Here is a 15,897-nt window from a genome sequence, read left to right as displayed (position 1 = left end):
GCACGACGACCCTCTCCCACGAACGGATGTGGGAGAGGGAGCACACCCCAGATCAGCCTGCGATGGACGGTTGGGCGCGTGCGGCCGCCGTCCGCGACCTCGCCGATTCTGCCCGCGGGGAGAACGAGCCGCGCGGCGCGGGGGCGGTCGCGTGCGCGACACGGGAGGTTCGGCCGCGGAGTGCGATGGTGTCGAGCGCCGCGTGCGTCAGGCGGCGCGGGGCTGATCGGCGAGAAGCCGGGCGATGGCCTGCTCGTCGGCGGGGGAGGCCGGCGTGAAGACGACCATGCTCAGCCCTTCGCCGCCATCCACCGCAAACGCCGAGTACTCCAGCGTCAGCAGCCCGGCGGCGGGGTGGTGGAGGCGCTTCAGGCCCACGCCGTGGGTGCGCATCTCGTTTTCCGCCCAGAGACGTCGGAAGTCGGCGCTGGTTTCGCGCAGTTCGGCGGCGAGCGCGGCGGCCTCGGGCGAGCCGCCGGCGCGCGCCGCATCCACGCGAAAGGCGGCCAGGGCGAAACGCGCATCCTCCTCCCAGTCGGGAAGCCGGTCGCGGGCGCCGGGCGTGCCGAACAGCCTGCGGAGCACGTTGCGCTCGGCGGGGCGCAGCAGGGCGTAATCGGCCAGCACCGCGACGGCGGCGGCGTTCCAGGCCACGATGTCCCACGCGGGCGTCTTTACGTAGGCGGGGCTCGTGGGCAACGCGTCCAGCACGCGCTGCAGCGCCGGGGTAACCGCCGGGGCGGCAGTCTGCGTGAGCGGCGGAGGGCGGTGCTGGGCCAGAAGAAACAGCACCTCGCGGCCCACATCGTCCAACTCCAGCGCGCCCGCCAGACGCTCCAGCACCTCGGACGAGGGCGGGCCGCCGCGCCCCTGCTCCAGCCACGTATACCAGGTGACGCTGACCCCAGCCCGCGCCGCGACCTCTTCGCGCCGCAGGCCGGGCGTGCGCCGCCGCGTCCCCGCGCCCGGCCCGGGCTGCACCCGCGCCCTGCGATCGCGCAGAAAGCCGCCCAGCGACGCGGAATCGGGCAGGGTGTTAGCGGGCATACCGGTATGACCTCTCGGCTTTTTGGCGTTTCATCATCCCACGATAATGCACCCGGCGGTCATGGGAGTCCACCTTGGGAGGATGAAAATCGAATGCGTGTATTCGTGACGGGAGCAACGGGCTTCATTGGCGAAGCCATCGTGCGGGAACTGCGGGAGGCGGGGCACGAGGTGACGGGGCTGGCGCGCAGCGACGCCGCGGCCGAAACCCTCGCCCGGTGGGGCGCAGGCGCGCACCGGGGCGAACTGGCGGATCTGGAAAGCCTGGCCGCGGGCGCGCGGGCCAGCGAAGGCGTGATTCACGCCGCGTTCATTCACGACTTTTCCGACTACGCGGGGAATGGAGAAACGGACCGGCGCGCGGTGGAGGCGATGGGTGCGGCGCTGGCGGGAACCGACCGGCCGCTGGTCGTCACTTCGGGGACGACGGTGGTCGTGCCCGGCCGGCCCGTGACGGAAGAGGACGCGGGTGATCCCTCCTCCCCCGGCGCGCCGCGCGTGGCATCAGAGGAAGCGGTGCTGGCGATGGCGCAGCGGGGTGTGCGCGGTTCCGTGGTGCGCCTTCCGCCGTCGGTGCATGGAGCGGGGGACCACGCGTTCATCCCCGCGCTGATCGAAGTCGCGCGGCGCACGGGTGTGTCGGCGCACGTGGGCGATGGCGCGAACCGGTGGCCCGCGGTGCACCGGCTGGATGCGGCCCGCCTGTTCCGCCTCGCGCTGGAAAAGGCGGAGCCCGGCACGCGGCTGCACGGCGTCGGGGAAGAAGGCGTAGCGCTTCGCGACATCGCGCGGACCATCGGCGAGGGGCTCGGCGTGCCGGTGCGGAGCATCCGCGCGGACGAGGCGCAGGCGCACTTCGGGTGGCTGGGGGGATTCGCCTCGCTCGACGTTCCCGCCTCCAGCGCCATCACCCGGCGCGCGGTGGGGTGGGATCCGCGCGGGCCGGATCTGCTGACGGACATGCGGGAAAACGGGTACTTCGCGTGATGCGGTAAGGGGCGGGGAGGGGGATTGGGGTGATCTGCGGAGTCGGGGCGCGCCGGACGCCTCGCGGGCCCCTCCCCGGCCCTCCCCGTGCAAACAGACGCACGGAGAGGGAGGACTACGACGATTTCACGTTCCGGACGGAGCCGCGCGGTCGGAGAGGCCCCCTTTCCCCGCCCCTCTCCCCCGCTCCGCGGGAGAAAGGGAGACCTCAACGTGGGGGTGGGTTGGGCGCGGGTGGTAAAGTTCGATGCAGTTGAAGCCCCGAACCGGACGCGCCAGCGGCCGGTGTCGGGGGTTCCCGCTGTTAGAGCGGCGGCTTCAGCCGCTCACGGGTGGGGACCGCCGTGGAGTTCGGCGATCCACACCGGATCCCGCCACCGTTGCAAATCACCCCAGCGCGGCGGGCGCCCGATAGATCCACCCCTCCAGTTCCGCCAGGTGGCGGGGAATGCGGTTCAGGCGGAACGGCTGGTCCAGGTCGTCGCGGCACAGCCAGGCCACCGCACACGCCAGGCACGCATCGCGCGCGTCCTCCAGCGTGCACGCGGCGGCCTCCATCGACGGATGATCGAACGAAAAGAACGGCCGCAGCGCCGCGGGCCGCGCCCGCACCTCGCCCGGGCGCGAGGGCACGCGCGAGCCCTTGATCCCCAGATCCTTGACCGCGCCCTGCGGATACACCTCGATCATCACCGTCGGCGCGTCCGGCTTGGGAGCGACGGGAAGCAGCGACACCTCCGCCGCGTCCAGCAGTTCCCAGAGCGAGCGGATGCCTTCCAGCGTCTGCTTGTACAGCCGCAGGTCCAACGGCGCCATCGCCCCGCCGGTGTCGGTGCCGCGCAGGGTCTTGTGCAGCCCGTCCATCCCCGCGCGGATCTCCTCCGGCGGCCGGTCGGCCACCCACGACGCCATCCCGCGCCACGACCGGTCACGCAGCCCCTCGATCCCGGTCACCGCCACGGAGGGGAGCCCGAACGGAAAGTCCGCGCCCCACAGAATGGGCTCGCCCTCCGCCGCGCCCGTGTGCCGCCGCCATCCCTCCGCCACGTACGAGGCCACGTCCGCGCGAAACGGCTGCGGGCAGAGCGCCACGATGCACAGCCTGCCGTCGCGCTCCTCGCCGACGGCGGTCCACAGGTTCGACAGCGGCTCCTTGGCGCCGGACCAGTCGATCCCCCCGAAATAGCGGAAGCGGCTCACGCGCGCTCTCCGCGCGCGGCCGCCGGGCCCCGCTGCATTGCCATCATCCGGATCTGGTTCTGGAAAGGGCCGGCGCACGCACCGGCCGTCGTGAGTGGGTGCTGACGAGACGTTCAGGGGGTGGCGGGATCAATGCCCCGATACCATTCCACGACTTCGGGGCGGCGCTCACGGTTCCAGCCGCTGTCCAGCGCCATCTGCGCCTCGATCTCCGCGATCTCGCGCGGCGCGCCGGCGCTCACCCGCTCCAGCCCGTTCTCGCCCATGAAGTAGTCGTCTTCGATCCGCACGCCGATGTTGCGGTACCTGGCGATGGCGGGCGCCAGCCGCGCGCGCAGGGCACGGTTGCGGGGCGTGTCGGGCAGGTAGTCCAGCACGTCGCCGCGGACGTAGATCCCGGGCTCGATGGTGAACGCGCTCCCCACGCGGAAGCCGCCACCGTAGTTGGGATACGACGCCTCCGGATCGTGGACGTCCAGTCCGATCCCATATCCGATTCCGTGCATGAAGAACAGCTGCCCCTGCGGGCACTCCGTGCGGCGCCCGCCCTGGTCGCAGTCGTACATGGCGTCGGCGGACTCGATGAGCCCCACCCGCGCCATCCCCGCGCCCAGCACGCGGACAGCGGCCTGCAGCACCGCCCCCAGCGGCGCGCCGGGGCGGGCCTCGTGCTCGGCGGCTTTCTGCGACTCCAGCACGATGGAATAGATCTCCCGCTGCTCCGGCGTAAAGCGGCCGTTAACGGGAATGCTGCGGGTGAGGTCCGCCGTGTAGCCGTTGTACGAGGCGCCGATGTCCATCACCAGCATCTCGCCCGCCTGCATGAAGCGGTCGGCGGCGCGGTAGTGCAGGGTGGTGCTGTTGGGCCCGGAGCCCACGATGCTGCCGAAGCCGGGACGCTCCGCGCCGTAGCGGCGGAACGTACCCTCGATGAGCGCGTGGACCTCGAACTCGTTCATCCCCGGCTCGGTGGCGCGCATGGCCTCGCGCTGGGCGAGCGCGGTGATGTAGACCGCGCGGCGGATCATGTCCAGCTCCGCGGGCGACTTGGTGGCGCGCAGGCCGAACGCCGCCGCGCTCACATCGCGCACCTGGGTGAGGTTGGGGTAGCGCGCGCGAAGCTGCTGGATGAACTGCTGGTCCGGGCGCAGAAACCGCGCGCGGCTCCCGTCCGAGCCGACCGGGGCCAGTGTGTACAGGGTGGTGGCCGCGGACAGCAGCGGCTGCAGCTGCGCATCCAGCGAGTCCGCGGTGGATGACGGGATGCCCGTAAGACGCAGCGCGCCCTCCGCGCCCAGCCGCGGCCCGTCCCACACCTCGCGCGCGGGATTGCGCGCCGGGACGTAGAGCCGCTCGCTCACCGTGCCGCCCCGCTTGCTGATCACCAGCGCGGCACCCGGCTCGTTGACGCCCGTAAGCCAGCGGAACGGAGAGTTCTGCGCAAACGGCGCGTCGGATTCCACCTCGCCCAGGGCGACGAGCACGCCGTCGCCCATGGTGGCGGCCAGGGCGCGGCGCCGCTCCGCGAACTCGCGAGCGGAGATAGGCGCAGGCGCGGGCGTGGCGGGAAGCGCGTAGCTGTCCGCACTCCCCCGCGGGGCGGGAGCGGGCTGCTGCGCCGCCGCGGAGCCGGCCATCAGGGCCGCGGCGAGGGGGGCGAGCGCGAGGCGGGGCAGGGTCACGGGCGGGCGGGGCGGATGGGGGTTGTCAGCGGACCACGACCTGGGACTGCACCACGGTGGCCTCGTCCCATCCCGCGTCCGGATAGGCGTGCACCACGGTCAGGCTGTACGTGCCGGGTGCCAGGCCGCGCACGGTGGCGGCATACGGCACGGCGCCGATGGACTGCACGCAGGTGCGCTCCGGATCGGCGCGGCCCACCACGCGCACGCGCAGCTCGCGCGAGTCCTGGCCCGCCAGTTCGCCGGATACCTTGTAGCAGGGGTTGGGCGTGTCCATGGTGCCCGTGATTTCGATGGAGCCGGACGCGCCCTGTGCGGAAGCGTTCTGCTCGCCGCCGCCGTTGGTCGCGGTGCCGGGCCTGAAGTCTAGGGTCACCTGGCCTGCTCCTGCGCTGGGCATGGGAGACGTGCCCGGGGCGGGCTCCGTCGTGGCAGCGCCCGCTGGCGGCGCGGCGCTGGCGGGTTCTTCGCGGGGCGCGGGGCTGGCGCAGGCTGCCAGCAGTGGCAGCGCGAGCGCGACGAGAATACGCATGGCGGTCTCTCCTCTGTGTGGGCTGGTGGATGCTACCGGCGGTCGCCGCGCGGGCGCAAGGGCCGGGGCGGTGCGGGACGGCTGCATCGGGCCGATGAGGGCGATGGATGAGGAGCGTACGTGGCGGGAACGGGCTGGTCGGTGGCGCTCGGTGGAGTGATTGAAGCGGGCGCGAGGATGGCGGGAATCGGGATGCGGGCTCCAGGGCGGGCCCCCACCCGGGCTCGTACTACTCGCCCACCCTCCCCTCCCGTGAGCGGATGAATCCGCCGCTCCAAAGGCGCAAAGCCCCGACACCGGCCGCTGGCGCGTCCGGTTCGGGGCTTCAACTGCATTGCGGGATGGCTGGATCGCGGTGCGGCCTCGACCGCACGGAGCCGTGGATCGGGGGTGAGTTCTCCCTCTCCGTGCGTCTGTTTGCACGGGGAGGGCCGGGGAGGGGTCCGCGAGGCGTCAGGCACACCGAATCAGCCATCCGCGCCGGATGGCTCCCCCGCATCTTTACCGCCGCCCATCCTCCGCAATCATCCCGTCCCCACGATCCCGAGCTGCTCCGCGAGCGCGGCGGGGTCGGTGACGGGCTGCTGGCAGGCGAAGCGCTCGCAGACGTACGCCGTGGCGCGGCCCTCGCGCGCGGTGCGGCCGGCCAGCAAGGGCACGGCGTCCGCGACGTCCTCCGCATCATCCGGGCGGCGCAGCGCGGTAACGACGTTGGGCAGGTACGCGCGATGGACCACCGCCAGCAGCGCCCGCGTGTCCTCCGCCTCCGGCGCGCCGACGAACGCGACCTCCGTCGGGACGGCGAGGTGGAAGTCCAGCGCGCCCAGCAGGTGGCCGAATCCGGACGGCATGCGCGCCATCGCCTGCGCCATGGATTCCAGCACGCGGCGGCCGACATCCGCGTATCGCCCCACGCCCGTCAGTTCGCTCAGCCGCAGCAGCGCGTTGGCGGCGGACGAGTTTCCGGCCGGCGTGGCGTTGTCGTACAGGTCGCGCGGGCGGATGACGAGCGTTTCCGCATCGCGCGCGGTGTCGTAGAAGGCGCCCTCGTCCTCATCCCAGAACGCATCCAGCATGCGGTCCGCCAGGGTGCGCGCTTCGGCCAGCCAGCGTGCGTCGAACGTCGTTTCGTACAGCGCGACGAGGGCTTCGGCGAGCAGGGCGTGATCTTCCAGAAAGGCGGGGATGCGCGCGTTCCCGTCCTTGTACGTCCGCGCCAACCGCCCGTCCTCCGTGCGCAGCGAGCCGAGCAGGAACTCCGCGGCGCGGATGGCGGACGCGCGGTACTCGTCGGAATCCCACGCGCGCGCGGCCTCGGCGAGCGTGTGCACCATCATGGCGTTCCACGAGGTGAGAATCTTGTCGTCGCGGCCGGGCCAGATCCGCTTGGCGCGAGCGTCGTACAGTTTCGGACGCGCGCGGTCCAGGACGGCGGCCAGGTGCTCCGGCGCCACGCCGTTCTCCCGCGCCACCTCGTCCAGCGGGCGCCAGGCGTGCAGGATGTTGTGCCCCTCGAAGTTGCCCTCCGCGGTCACACCGTAGTAGGCGCGGACCAGCGCCCCGTCTTCCGCGCCCAGCACCTCGTCGATCCCGGCGGGCGACCAGACGTAGAAAAGCCCCTCCTCGCCCTCGCTGTCCGCATCCAGCGCGGAGTAGAAGCCGCCCTCCGGCGACGTCATCTCCCGCGACACCCAGCCGAGCACGTCTTCCGCCACCGTGCGGTACGCGTCATCCCCCGTGGCCTGCCACGCGTGCAGGTACAGCCGGGCGAGCAGGGCGTTGTCATACAGCATCTTCTCGAAGTGCGGCACCAGCCAGTGCGCGTCCACGCTGTACCGCGCGAACCCGCCGCCCACGTGGTCGTACATGCCGCCGGCGGCCATGCGGCGCAGCGTCACATCCAGCAGGCGCATCAGCTTGTCGTCCCCCGTGCGCTTCCAGGAGCGGAGGAGGAACTCCAGCGTGAGCGGCTGCGGAAACTTGGGCGCGCCGCGTGTTCCGCCCCACTGCGCATCCATCCGCTCCGCCAGCGCGGCGGATGCGCGGTCCAGGATCGTTGTGTCCAGCGCACCGGCGGGCGCGCGCAGGCCGGCGCTCTCGCGCAGGGCGCCGGTGAGGTGCGCGGCGCTCTGGTCCACGTCTTCGCGGCGTTCCGTCCACGCCTCGTGCACGGCGAGCAGCACCTGCCGGAAGGAGGGCATTCCGTGGCGCGGCTCCGGCGGGTAATACGTGCCTCCGTAGAACGGCTCGCCCTGCGGGGTGAGGAACATCGTCATCGGCCAGCCGCCGTGGCCGGTCATCTGCTGCACGGCGGTCATGTAGATGGAGTCGATGTCGGGGCGTTCCTCGCGATCCACCTTGATGTTGACGTACAGCTCGTTCATCACCGCCGCCGTCTGGTCGTCCTCGAACGACTCGTGCGCCATCACGTGGCACCAGTGGCAGGCGGAGTAGCCGATGGACAGCAGGATGGGCCGGTCTTCGGCGGACGCGCGCTCCAGCGCCTCGGGGCCCCACGGATACCAATCCACCGGGTTGTCCTGGTGCTGCAGCAGGTACGGGCTGGTTTCGCCGGCCAGACGGTTGGGCATCGGGTCGCTGCGCGGAGGTGGATGAACGGCGTCGCGTGAGGGAGGGACGGCGGGCAAGGCGCGTTCCGTGGGGGAGGGCAGGGCGGAGGGTTCGGTGTGGAAGGGCGGAGTTCACGGGCGGCCCCCACCCGGGCTCGTACGACTCGCCCACCCTCCTACAACAAGAAAGGGGGGAGGGTTGGACGGGGCGGATGGTTCTTCGCGGAGAGCGGAATTGGGAGCCGCTGAGACCCTCCTGAGCGGATAAATCCGCCGCTCCAAAAGCGGAAAGCCCCGACACCGGCCGCTGGCGCGTCCGGTTCGGGGCTTCAACTGCATCAGGATGCACAGGATGGCGGCAACCACAGTCCGCGGAGGCGGACTTCGTGTTGTTCGAGGCGCGGTTTCAACCGCCGGGCGAAAGGCCGCCGCCGCGAGCCGAATCAATCAGCCGCGCCGGGCTGGGGTGTGCTCCCTCTCCCACATCCGTTCGTGGGAGAGGGTCGTCGTGCGCAGCACGCGGGGTGAGGGCCCCCGCCCGCCGCCGCACGACCGCTTGAGCACCCGCCGCGATCCGCCGACGCATACCGGCGGATCGCCACCGCCTTCCGTCGGCTACGCCCGTTCCTCGTCCCGCACCACGGGGAGAGTAAGCGAGAACGTGGAACCCTTTCCCACTTCGCTGCGCACCCGCAGGTGCCCGCCCATCCCCCGCGCCAGCTCGCTGCTGATGGCCAGCCCCAGCCCCACGCCCTGGTCGTTCAGGCTGGTCACGTGCCGCTCCACCTGCACGAACGGCTCAAAGATCGTGTGCAGCTCCCCCGCGGGAATCCCACGCCCCGTGTCGCGCACGTGAATCTGCAGCAGGTCGCGCTCCACCTCGCACGACACCTCCACCGACCCGCCCGCCGGGGTGAACTTGAGCGCGTTGGTAAGCAGGTTCAGCAGAATCTGCCGCAGCTTCTCCTCATCCCCCATCACCGTCACCGCGCCGCAGTCGCTGATGGTGAGGTCCAGCGACTTGTTGCGCATCTGCGGCCCCACCAGCGCCTCCAGCCCGTGCAGCAGCACGTCCATGCGCACGCGGGCCAGCGCAAACTGAATCTGCCCCGCTTCCAGCTTGGTGAAGTTGAGGATGCTGTTGATGAGGCCCAGCAGGTGCCGCTGGTTCACCTGGATGCGCTCCAGGTCCCCTTCCTGGTCGTTCGTCACCGGGCCGCGCGCGCCCATGGACATGATCTGCGCGTACCCGCCAATGGCGTTGAGCGGGGTGCGCAGCTCGTGGCTCATCACCGCCAGGAAGTCGGCCTTGGCCTTGTTGGCGCGCTCCGCCTCGCCGCGCAGCCGCCGCTCGCTGGCCAGCATCTGCTCGCGCTCGGAGCGCTGCTCGATCAACTCCTCGGTCTGCGCCTCCAGCTCGACGGCCGTTTCCTCCAACTGCGCGTTGGCCAGCGCCAGCTCGTGGTTGAGCAGCGCGATCTCCTCGGCCTTGCGCACCAGCAGATCCAGCACGCCGCGGCGGATGTCCAGCGCCGCCTCGCGCTCAATGCCGCGCCACGGCGACGAGGTGCCGCGCACTTCCTCTTCCCACAGGTTGAAGCTGCCGCGGGGGTGCAGCCGCGCCGAGCCGTCCTCGCCAATGACCACCGGCTTTCGGGGATCGCCCGCCCACCGCACGATCTGCCGCCGCTCGCCGCGAAACCAGAGCACGAAGTCGCGGCGGTCGCGCGACAGGGGAAGCGCCAGCAGTCCGGCCGCCACGCCGCGCATCTCCTCCGCGGGGGGATAATCGCCGGCCAGCCGCGTGGTCTCGTACGGATCGTCGGCGCGCGTCCGCAGCCAGGCCGCCAGCTCCCGCAGCTGCTCGTCGTCCGGGGTGGCGCCCACGCGCCAGATGCGCCCGTCGCGCATGACCACCGCGCCCTCGGCGCAGGCCACGTCCAGCAGCGTCACCGGGCCGGTGGTGAGCACCTTTTCCGCCGGCTCCTCGTCGGCCATGCGGCTGAGCAGCGCGCTCTGCGCGGCGCGCACCTGCAGCGCGTACTCGCGGTCCTCCAGCCGGTCGGTGGTTCCCAGCTGCAGCGAAAGCGCCTGCGCCAGAAACTCGCAGAGCGCCCGCACATCCGCCGACACGTGCTTGGTGCCGTTGTAGTGGTGGCCGCTGATGAGCCCCCACAGCTTGCCCCGGTGGATGAGCGAAATCACCAGGCTGGCGGTGACGCCCATGTTGCCCAGGTACTGCACGTGGATGGGCGAGACGCTGCGCAGCAGGGCGTTGCCCATGTCCAGCGGCTGCCCCGTGAGCGGGTTGAGCGTGGGAACCACGGGCGACGGGCGGAACTGCAGGTCGGGGATGGCGCGCACCCAGTTGCGCAGAAAGAGCGCGCGCGCCTGCGCCGGAATGTCCGACGCGGGATAGTGCATTCCCAGCCACGTCTCGATGTCGTCGCGCTTGGCCTCACCGATGATCTCGCCGTGCCAGTCGGGGTGAAAGCGGTACACCCACACCCGGTCGAATCCGGTGACGTCGCGCATCCGCGCCGCCACGCCCTCGGCCAGTTCGTGCAGCGAATCCGCCGTTTCCAGCCGCTCCACGATCTGCCGCATCACCGTGCCGAACGTTTCCGGCGGAAGGCGCCCGTGCTCCGACGCGGGCTCCAGCTCCAGCAGCATCAGCCCGTCGCTGTACGACAGCCCGGCGTCGAACCACCGCTCGCCGCCGTCGGCCAGGGTGACGCTCACCTGGCCGGAGCCGCGCTCCCGCGCCTGCAGCGCCAGCGCGCGTACCTGGTCGCGCACCCCCGTGCCGAGCACCGCGTCCACCGTGCGCCCGATCATGGCCGCGGCGGGAACGCCCAGGTGGTGCAGCACGGACTCGCTGGCCTGCTCGATCACCATCGCCGGCTCGCGCAGGGCCAGCAGCGCCCCGTACGGCTGAATGGCGCCGGGGATGTGGATGGGCTCGCGGTCGCAGTTGGTGAGGTCGATTGCCGCCGTGGGCGAAACAAAGTCCACGGGCGCGTCGGCGCCGGGAACCAGCGGCGGAAGGTGGTTGGGGTCGTTCACGAGGTCAGGGCGGCGGTCGGGGTCGGGGCGAGCACGCCGGGCACGGCCAGCCAGGCCTCCAGCGCGCCAAAGCAGGCCACCGCGCCCCGCACCGCGCGGGACTCGCCGCCGTGCCGGGCCACGTACGATTCCGCGGCGGCGCAGAATTCCTTCCACCGCGGGCCGGTCAGTTCGCCGTAGCCATGATAGTACGCGCCGCCGTGCGCGGGGGTGATGCCCAGCGGGCCGGCGATGTGGCGGTGAATGACGCGTCCGCCCAGCGTGGCGCCTTCCAGCACGTACAGCGCGCCCAGCGCGGTGGCGGCGTCCATCTCGTCCACGGGCGGACGCTGGACGACCGGCTCGATGCCCAGGGCGCGCAGATCGCGCTCCAGCTGCGGCAGCTTGCGGCGGTCCGCCTCCACCAGCCCGGTGTCGCCCATGCCGGGGGCGCGCCAGATGGCCGGCTCCCACGCGGCGTGAAAGCCGTGCAGGGCGCGCAGCGCGGAGGCGTATCCCTCGGGAGTGGCGAGTTGGTCCAGCGACGGCATCGCCGCCTCGACCCGCTCGTGGTGCGCGGCCGTGGCGGACTTCAACGACGAGAGCATCTACAGCTACTTCACGGGCACAGGGGGACCGGCATGGTTCGCCGCTGGCGGCAAGAAGCGCGCCCCTCACGGGTGCCGCGCGCGTCGTGCATCAGCTCTGTCCCACCAATTTCGCGAAACAGATGGAGGTGCCGCAACTGCCCGCGAATTCTGCCGCTGTCGTGTGGCGCGAAAGCGGGAGTACTGCCGTTTCACACGGAGGTCACGGAGGGGGCACGGAGGGCACGGAGGAAACTGCAACGGACCGGATCACGCAGAGCAGCAGAGCAGCAGAGAACAGACAACAACATTGCTGATGCCGTCCGTCCTTTTCCTCTGCGCCTCTGCTGCTCTGCGTGAGATTTTCTGTTGATCTGTTCCTCCGTGCCCTCCGTGCATCCCCCGTGACCTCCGTGTGAAACGGCAGTTCTTCCGTAGATGATCGCGGAGGAGTGTGTGCTGGTCAGCCGCGGACTGCACCTACGTCGACAAGGGACTGATACGGCTGAAACACACACCCGGGCCGGACGAGGACGTAGATGACCTCGGGCTCGCCGGTGATCCCCGCTTCCGCAAAGACGGCCACGCCGCGGTACGGCTTCACGGGCGTGATTTCCCACGGGCTCAGCGTGCGGGGCAGGCCGTATTTGACGGCGCGCCGCGGCGGTCCGTAGTCCCGGTCGAACGGCTCGTCTCTCACGAACCAGTCCGCGCCGGCCGCGTACGGCGGCGTGGTGGTGGGATGCACCTCCGCGAAGGGACGGCCATCCACCAGCGTGTCGCCCGTCTGCAAGTCATACGTGACCGCGATGTTCGCGAGCGCGCCGTCCTTGTATACGCAGACGGAGATCGGCTCCCCCTCGGGCGGCGGCGCGGTGGCGGGGGCGGCGACGGGCTCGGGAGCCGCCACAGGCGAGACGGCGGGCGATCCGGCGCAGGCGCAGCACAGCGCGGCGGTGATGGCGTAAAGCGAGGGGATGCGCATCGTCGGATGGATGGCGGGAGGCGGAGCGGGATGGTTTGCGTCCCGTCCAGCGGATGACGGGAAGCGGATCGGACGCATCAACCTGGCCCTGATGGATGGCTCCCCGCGCGCGCGAGGCGCATGGGCAGATAGGCGATGCCGTCCTTGACCGTGCGCTCGCCGTCGGGCGCAAAGCCGAGCCGCTCGTAGACCGGCACGGCGTGCAGCGACGAGTTGACGGTGAATTCGCCGGGATGATCGCCGTCCTGAAGCGCCACGCGCCGCGCATGGGCCCAGAGCCGCGCCGCGATCCCGCGCCCGTGAAACGGCTCCGCGACGAACAGGTGGTACAGGTGCCGCCCGTCGCGCACGCCCACCACGCCCACCAGCACCCCGTCCGCGTCCGCCACGTGATAGCGGAAACGCCCGTCCGCCAGCGTGTTGGCCACGCCCGCGGGGGTGATGGTCTCCAGGAAGACGGCGGCATCCCCGGGCCGGTCCGGGTCGGCGAGAAAGTACCGCGACAGCGCAATGATGAGCGCGCTGATGGCGGGTGCGTCCAGCTGCGCCGCCGGGCGGATGATGATCGGCTGGTCGTGCAAGGCGGCGAGTTCTCCGGCGGGTGGGGGCAGGGGCGCGCCGGCCGGACGGGCAGGGGCCGGCGCGCGGTCGTCACGGCGTGGCCGGCGCCTGAAACAGGCCGACGCCGTGGTCGCGCAGGCCGTACATCTCTTCCATCATCATGTGGTACACGTCCACCGGAAGCACGCAGAGTTCGGCGCGGCGGGCGGGCAGTCCGGCCACGTCTTCCACGTCGCCCAGCACGTAGCGCCCGTCGCGCAGTTCGGGCTGCATGCCGTACCGCTGCCGCAGCCCCGCCTCGGCGCGCACGCGGTCCGTGAGCAGCGCCACCGACTGGCCCTCCAGCTCGCCGCGCCGATACGCGTCCTGCACCTCCGGCAGCATCAGCGCCTGAAAGACGGGGTCGGTGGCGTGCTGCAGCACCAGGAACGCCGCGTTGGCGCCGTCCCACCCCACGCGCACAGCGGTGGGCCAGCCGTCTTCGCGCACGATCTGGCGCAGGCGGGCGGTGCGCGCGGAGTCGTTGTGCATCATCAGCCGCATCTGCGACTCGGGCGGCGCGGCGGCGCCCATGGTGCGCGTGAACTCGCGGTCGCGCTGGTCGGCGGCCACCATGGCCAGCAGTTCGCGGCGCAGCGCCGGGTCCGCCGCCACGGTGTCGGACGGAGCGGGCCGGTGTGCGCAGCGCTCCAGCGTCGCCATGAAGCGGTCGCGCGGCGTGGAATCGGGCGCCGCGGCCTGCGCGGCGGCAAGCGATGCCGACGCCAGCAGCGCCGGGAGAACGAGCCAGAAACGCAGGCGAACCCTCATGAGTCTGATGAGCTGATTCGGTGGATGGCGGTCTGCCGGCTGGCGCTCACATCCAGACGCCCGGCGCGCGCTGCACAGTCAGGCGAGAGCTGGCGGCCAGCTTCTGATCGAAAGAATCCCGCTCAACCTGCGCCCAACCCCGCCACGCCGCCATCGGCCCATCAACCCAGGTGCGGCCACGCGCCGAGCCGTCCGCCACAGTCCGCGCAGGCGGACTTCGCGCCGTTGTTGCCGCGACTTCAGTCGCCCCAGCCCCTCGCCGGCGCCTGTGCCCAGGAGACGGTCATCCGCCCGCTACACCGCGACGGCCGCCGTCATCTGCGACCAGCGGTCCTGCAGCATGCGCGCGTACCGCACCGGGTGCAGTCCATAAAATCCCAGCGAGTAGCCGTCGTTGGTCTCCACCACCAGCGTGCGGCCGTCCCGGGTGATGCCGGTGTCCAGCGAGTACGCCACGGGCGCGTCGGAAAAGGCGGCGACGGCCTCATCCACGCGCGCGTAGTCGGGGCAGACGCGGAAATCGCCCTTGTAGTTCTTGGAGCCCACCAGCTCGCCGCGATGCACGAAGTTGCGGTATTCGGAGATGAACTCCACCACTTCCGAGCACTGCACCGCCATCTCGTCCGGCAGCCCGGCCATGGGGATGAGGTCGCGAAAGTGGCGCACCACGCGGCCGGTGAACTGCTTGAGGTCGCCGGGAAGCGGCTTTACGAAGACGGGTTCGGTCTGCCGCTCGGCGCCGGCGCGCACCTGGCCCAGCGTGGAGATCCACAGCCTGCGCCCGGCGAACGGCTCCACCTGGGGCGGAATGGAATCCAGCCGCGGAACCTCCACGCCCAGCCGCGTGAGCGCGCGCCACACGCTGCCGATGCCGCCCACCACCACGATCTCGGGATCGGCGGGAAGCGTGTGCACCGCGCCCTGCTCGTAGTGCAGAAGCTCGTAGCAGAGTTCACGAAACCCGAACCACGCGGCAAGGTCGTTGATGCTGCGGGTTTCTCCCTGAACCTGCTCGATGGCGACGATCATGTAGTGCGGTGGGGCGGAGGCGGGGATGTGTGACGTGCGCCAGCGGCGTCGGCAGACCCGCGCTGCGGAATGCGTGTGGGATCGCGGAAACCTTGCGGCGGACCGATGCAGCGGTCAATGCCCCGGCAGGGCGGTGCAGCGGTTCGTCCGGCTTCAGTCCATTGCCGCGCCGGGTCAGGTGATGGTGCCGGCGAGCACGAGGGCGGCGGTCACTTCACCACCTGCGCGCTTTCGCCAAAAACGAACTTCCGCATCTGGTCCCGATAGTACATCAACCGGGCATTCACCAGATCCATGTCATCCGTCAGTTCATCGTACCGGGGAAAGCGTTTCTGCAGTTCCTGCGGCTCTACAAGGATGTTGTCGGGGTTGCTGAGTTCACGATCATACCACCTTCGGAAGCGGGCCTGCCAACGGGTAAGGTGGGGCCGCATCCCCTCGTTCAACACGTCGATGGAGAGCTGGATCAGCGCCTGAATGCTTTCGCCGCTGCGGAGCTTGGACGGCGGGATGTCCTTGATCAGCTCGCGCGTGATGCCGAAGAAGTGGTACCAGGAATCGTAGATCTCCACGATGACGTCGTCGTCGTAGTCGATGGGCAGTCCGATCTTGCGCGTACTGAGTTCGACCCAGAGCTGGTATGCCACCCGCACATCTTCTCTGTTCGCGCGCAGTACCAGCTTCTGGCTGCCCACGCCCAGTTCCGCCTCGTCGATTTCGAACGCGTCTCTGCCCTGGAACGCTCGCCGGACCGCGCCCCGGACGGACAGGCCTATCCCGACCCCCGCAGCCCCGGCCAGAACTCCAACAATCACGCTGGGCAGCAACTCGCTCCAAGTCTGATCGGTCATGTGCCTGCGGG

At 70.9% G+C, this 15,897-nt stretch carries 13 protein-coding genes; 1 reads left to right on the top strand and 12 read right to left on the bottom strand.

The window, feature by feature from the left end; all coding sequences use genetic code 11:
- Positions 1-207: 207 nt before the first annotated feature.
- Positions 208-1,047, bottom strand: a complete 840-nt coding sequence (locus tag HNQ61_RS02655; RefSeq protein WP_170031420.1) for a helix-turn-helix transcriptional regulator — start codon at positions 1,045-1,047, stop codon at positions 208-210.
- A gap of 93 nt (positions 1,048-1,140) precedes the next feature.
- On the opposite strand from HNQ61_RS02655, the gene HNQ61_RS02650 reads away from it, so the two are divergent.
- Positions 1,141-2,034 carry an SDR family oxidoreductase gene (locus tag HNQ61_RS02650; protein ID WP_170031418.1) on the top strand — a complete coding sequence of 298 codons (894 nt, stop codon included), beginning with the start codon at positions 1,141-1,143 and terminating at the stop codon, positions 2,032-2,034.
- Between the two features lie 387 nt (positions 2,035-2,421).
- Here the strand turns inward: HNQ61_RS02650 and HNQ61_RS02645 are convergent, their stop codons facing one another.
- From HNQ61_RS02645 to HNQ61_RS02595, 11 genes are all read right to left on the bottom strand, one after another.
- The gene (locus HNQ61_RS02645; RefSeq protein WP_170031416.1) at positions 2,422-3,234 is read right to left on the bottom strand and encodes a DUF429 domain-containing protein; all 813 of its coding nucleotides are present in this window, start codon (positions 3,232-3,234) and stop codon (positions 2,422-2,424) included.
- A gap of 113 nt (positions 3,235-3,347) precedes the next feature.
- Positions 3,348-4,916, bottom strand: a complete 1,569-nt coding sequence (locus HNQ61_RS02640; protein WP_170031414.1) for an aminopeptidase P N-terminal domain-containing protein — start codon at positions 4,914-4,916, stop codon at positions 3,348-3,350.
- A 25-nt stretch (positions 4,917-4,941) separates the two neighbouring features.
- Entirely contained in the window at positions 4,942-5,448 is a 507-nt protein-coding gene (locus HNQ61_RS02635; RefSeq protein WP_170031412.1) for a hypothetical protein, read from the bottom strand.
- Between the two features lie 524 nt (positions 5,449-5,972).
- Positions 5,973-8,039 carry a thioredoxin domain-containing protein gene (locus tag HNQ61_RS02630; protein ID WP_170031410.1) on the bottom strand — a complete coding sequence of 689 codons (2,067 nt, stop codon included), beginning with the start codon at positions 8,037-8,039 and terminating at the stop codon, positions 5,973-5,975.
- A gap of 594 nt (positions 8,040-8,633) precedes the next feature.
- Positions 8,634-11,084: an ATP-binding protein gene (locus tag HNQ61_RS02625; RefSeq protein ID WP_170031407.1), complete on the bottom strand. Its 2,451-nt coding sequence runs from the start codon at positions 11,082-11,084 to the stop codon at positions 8,634-8,636.
- Positions 11,081-11,671, bottom strand: coding sequence for a biliverdin-producing heme oxygenase (locus HNQ61_RS02620; protein WP_170031405.1), 591 nt, complete (start codon positions 11,669-11,671; stop codon positions 11,081-11,083). The genes HNQ61_RS02625 and HNQ61_RS02620 overlap by 4 nt, the downstream gene beginning before the upstream one ends.
- Before the next feature lie 442 nt (positions 11,672-12,113).
- The gene (locus HNQ61_RS02615; RefSeq protein ID WP_170031402.1) at positions 12,114-12,635 is read right to left on the bottom strand and encodes a hypothetical protein; all 522 of its coding nucleotides are present in this window, start codon (positions 12,633-12,635) and stop codon (positions 12,114-12,116) included.
- 77 nt (positions 12,636-12,712) lie between these two features.
- The gene (locus HNQ61_RS02610) at positions 12,713-13,216 is read right to left on the bottom strand and encodes a GNAT family N-acetyltransferase (protein WP_170031399.1); all 504 of its coding nucleotides are present in this window, start codon (positions 13,214-13,216) and stop codon (positions 12,713-12,715) included.
- A 70-nt stretch (positions 13,217-13,286) separates the two neighbouring features.
- Positions 13,287-14,006, bottom strand: a complete 720-nt coding sequence (locus HNQ61_RS02605) for a DUF6624 domain-containing protein (protein ID WP_170031396.1) — start codon at positions 14,004-14,006, stop codon at positions 13,287-13,289.
- 294 nt (positions 14,007-14,300) lie between these two features.
- Positions 14,301-15,035 (bottom strand): ATP-grasp domain-containing protein, encoded by a 735-nt coding sequence (locus tag HNQ61_RS02600; protein ID WP_170031393.1) that lies wholly within the window; start codon positions 15,033-15,035, stop codon positions 14,301-14,303.
- A 209-nt stretch (positions 15,036-15,244) separates the two neighbouring features.
- The gene (locus tag HNQ61_RS02595) at positions 15,245-15,886 is read right to left on the bottom strand and encodes a hypothetical protein (protein ID WP_170031391.1); all 642 of its coding nucleotides are present in this window, start codon (positions 15,884-15,886) and stop codon (positions 15,245-15,247) included.
- Positions 15,887-15,897: the final 11 nt, after the last annotated feature.

It is taken from the genome of Longimicrobium terrae (genome assembly GCF_014202995.1).
Taxonomy (GTDB): domain Bacteria; phylum Gemmatimonadota; class Gemmatimonadetes; order Longimicrobiales; family Longimicrobiaceae; genus Longimicrobium; species Longimicrobium terrae.
This window is presented reverse-complemented; position numbering and strand designations above follow the sequence as displayed.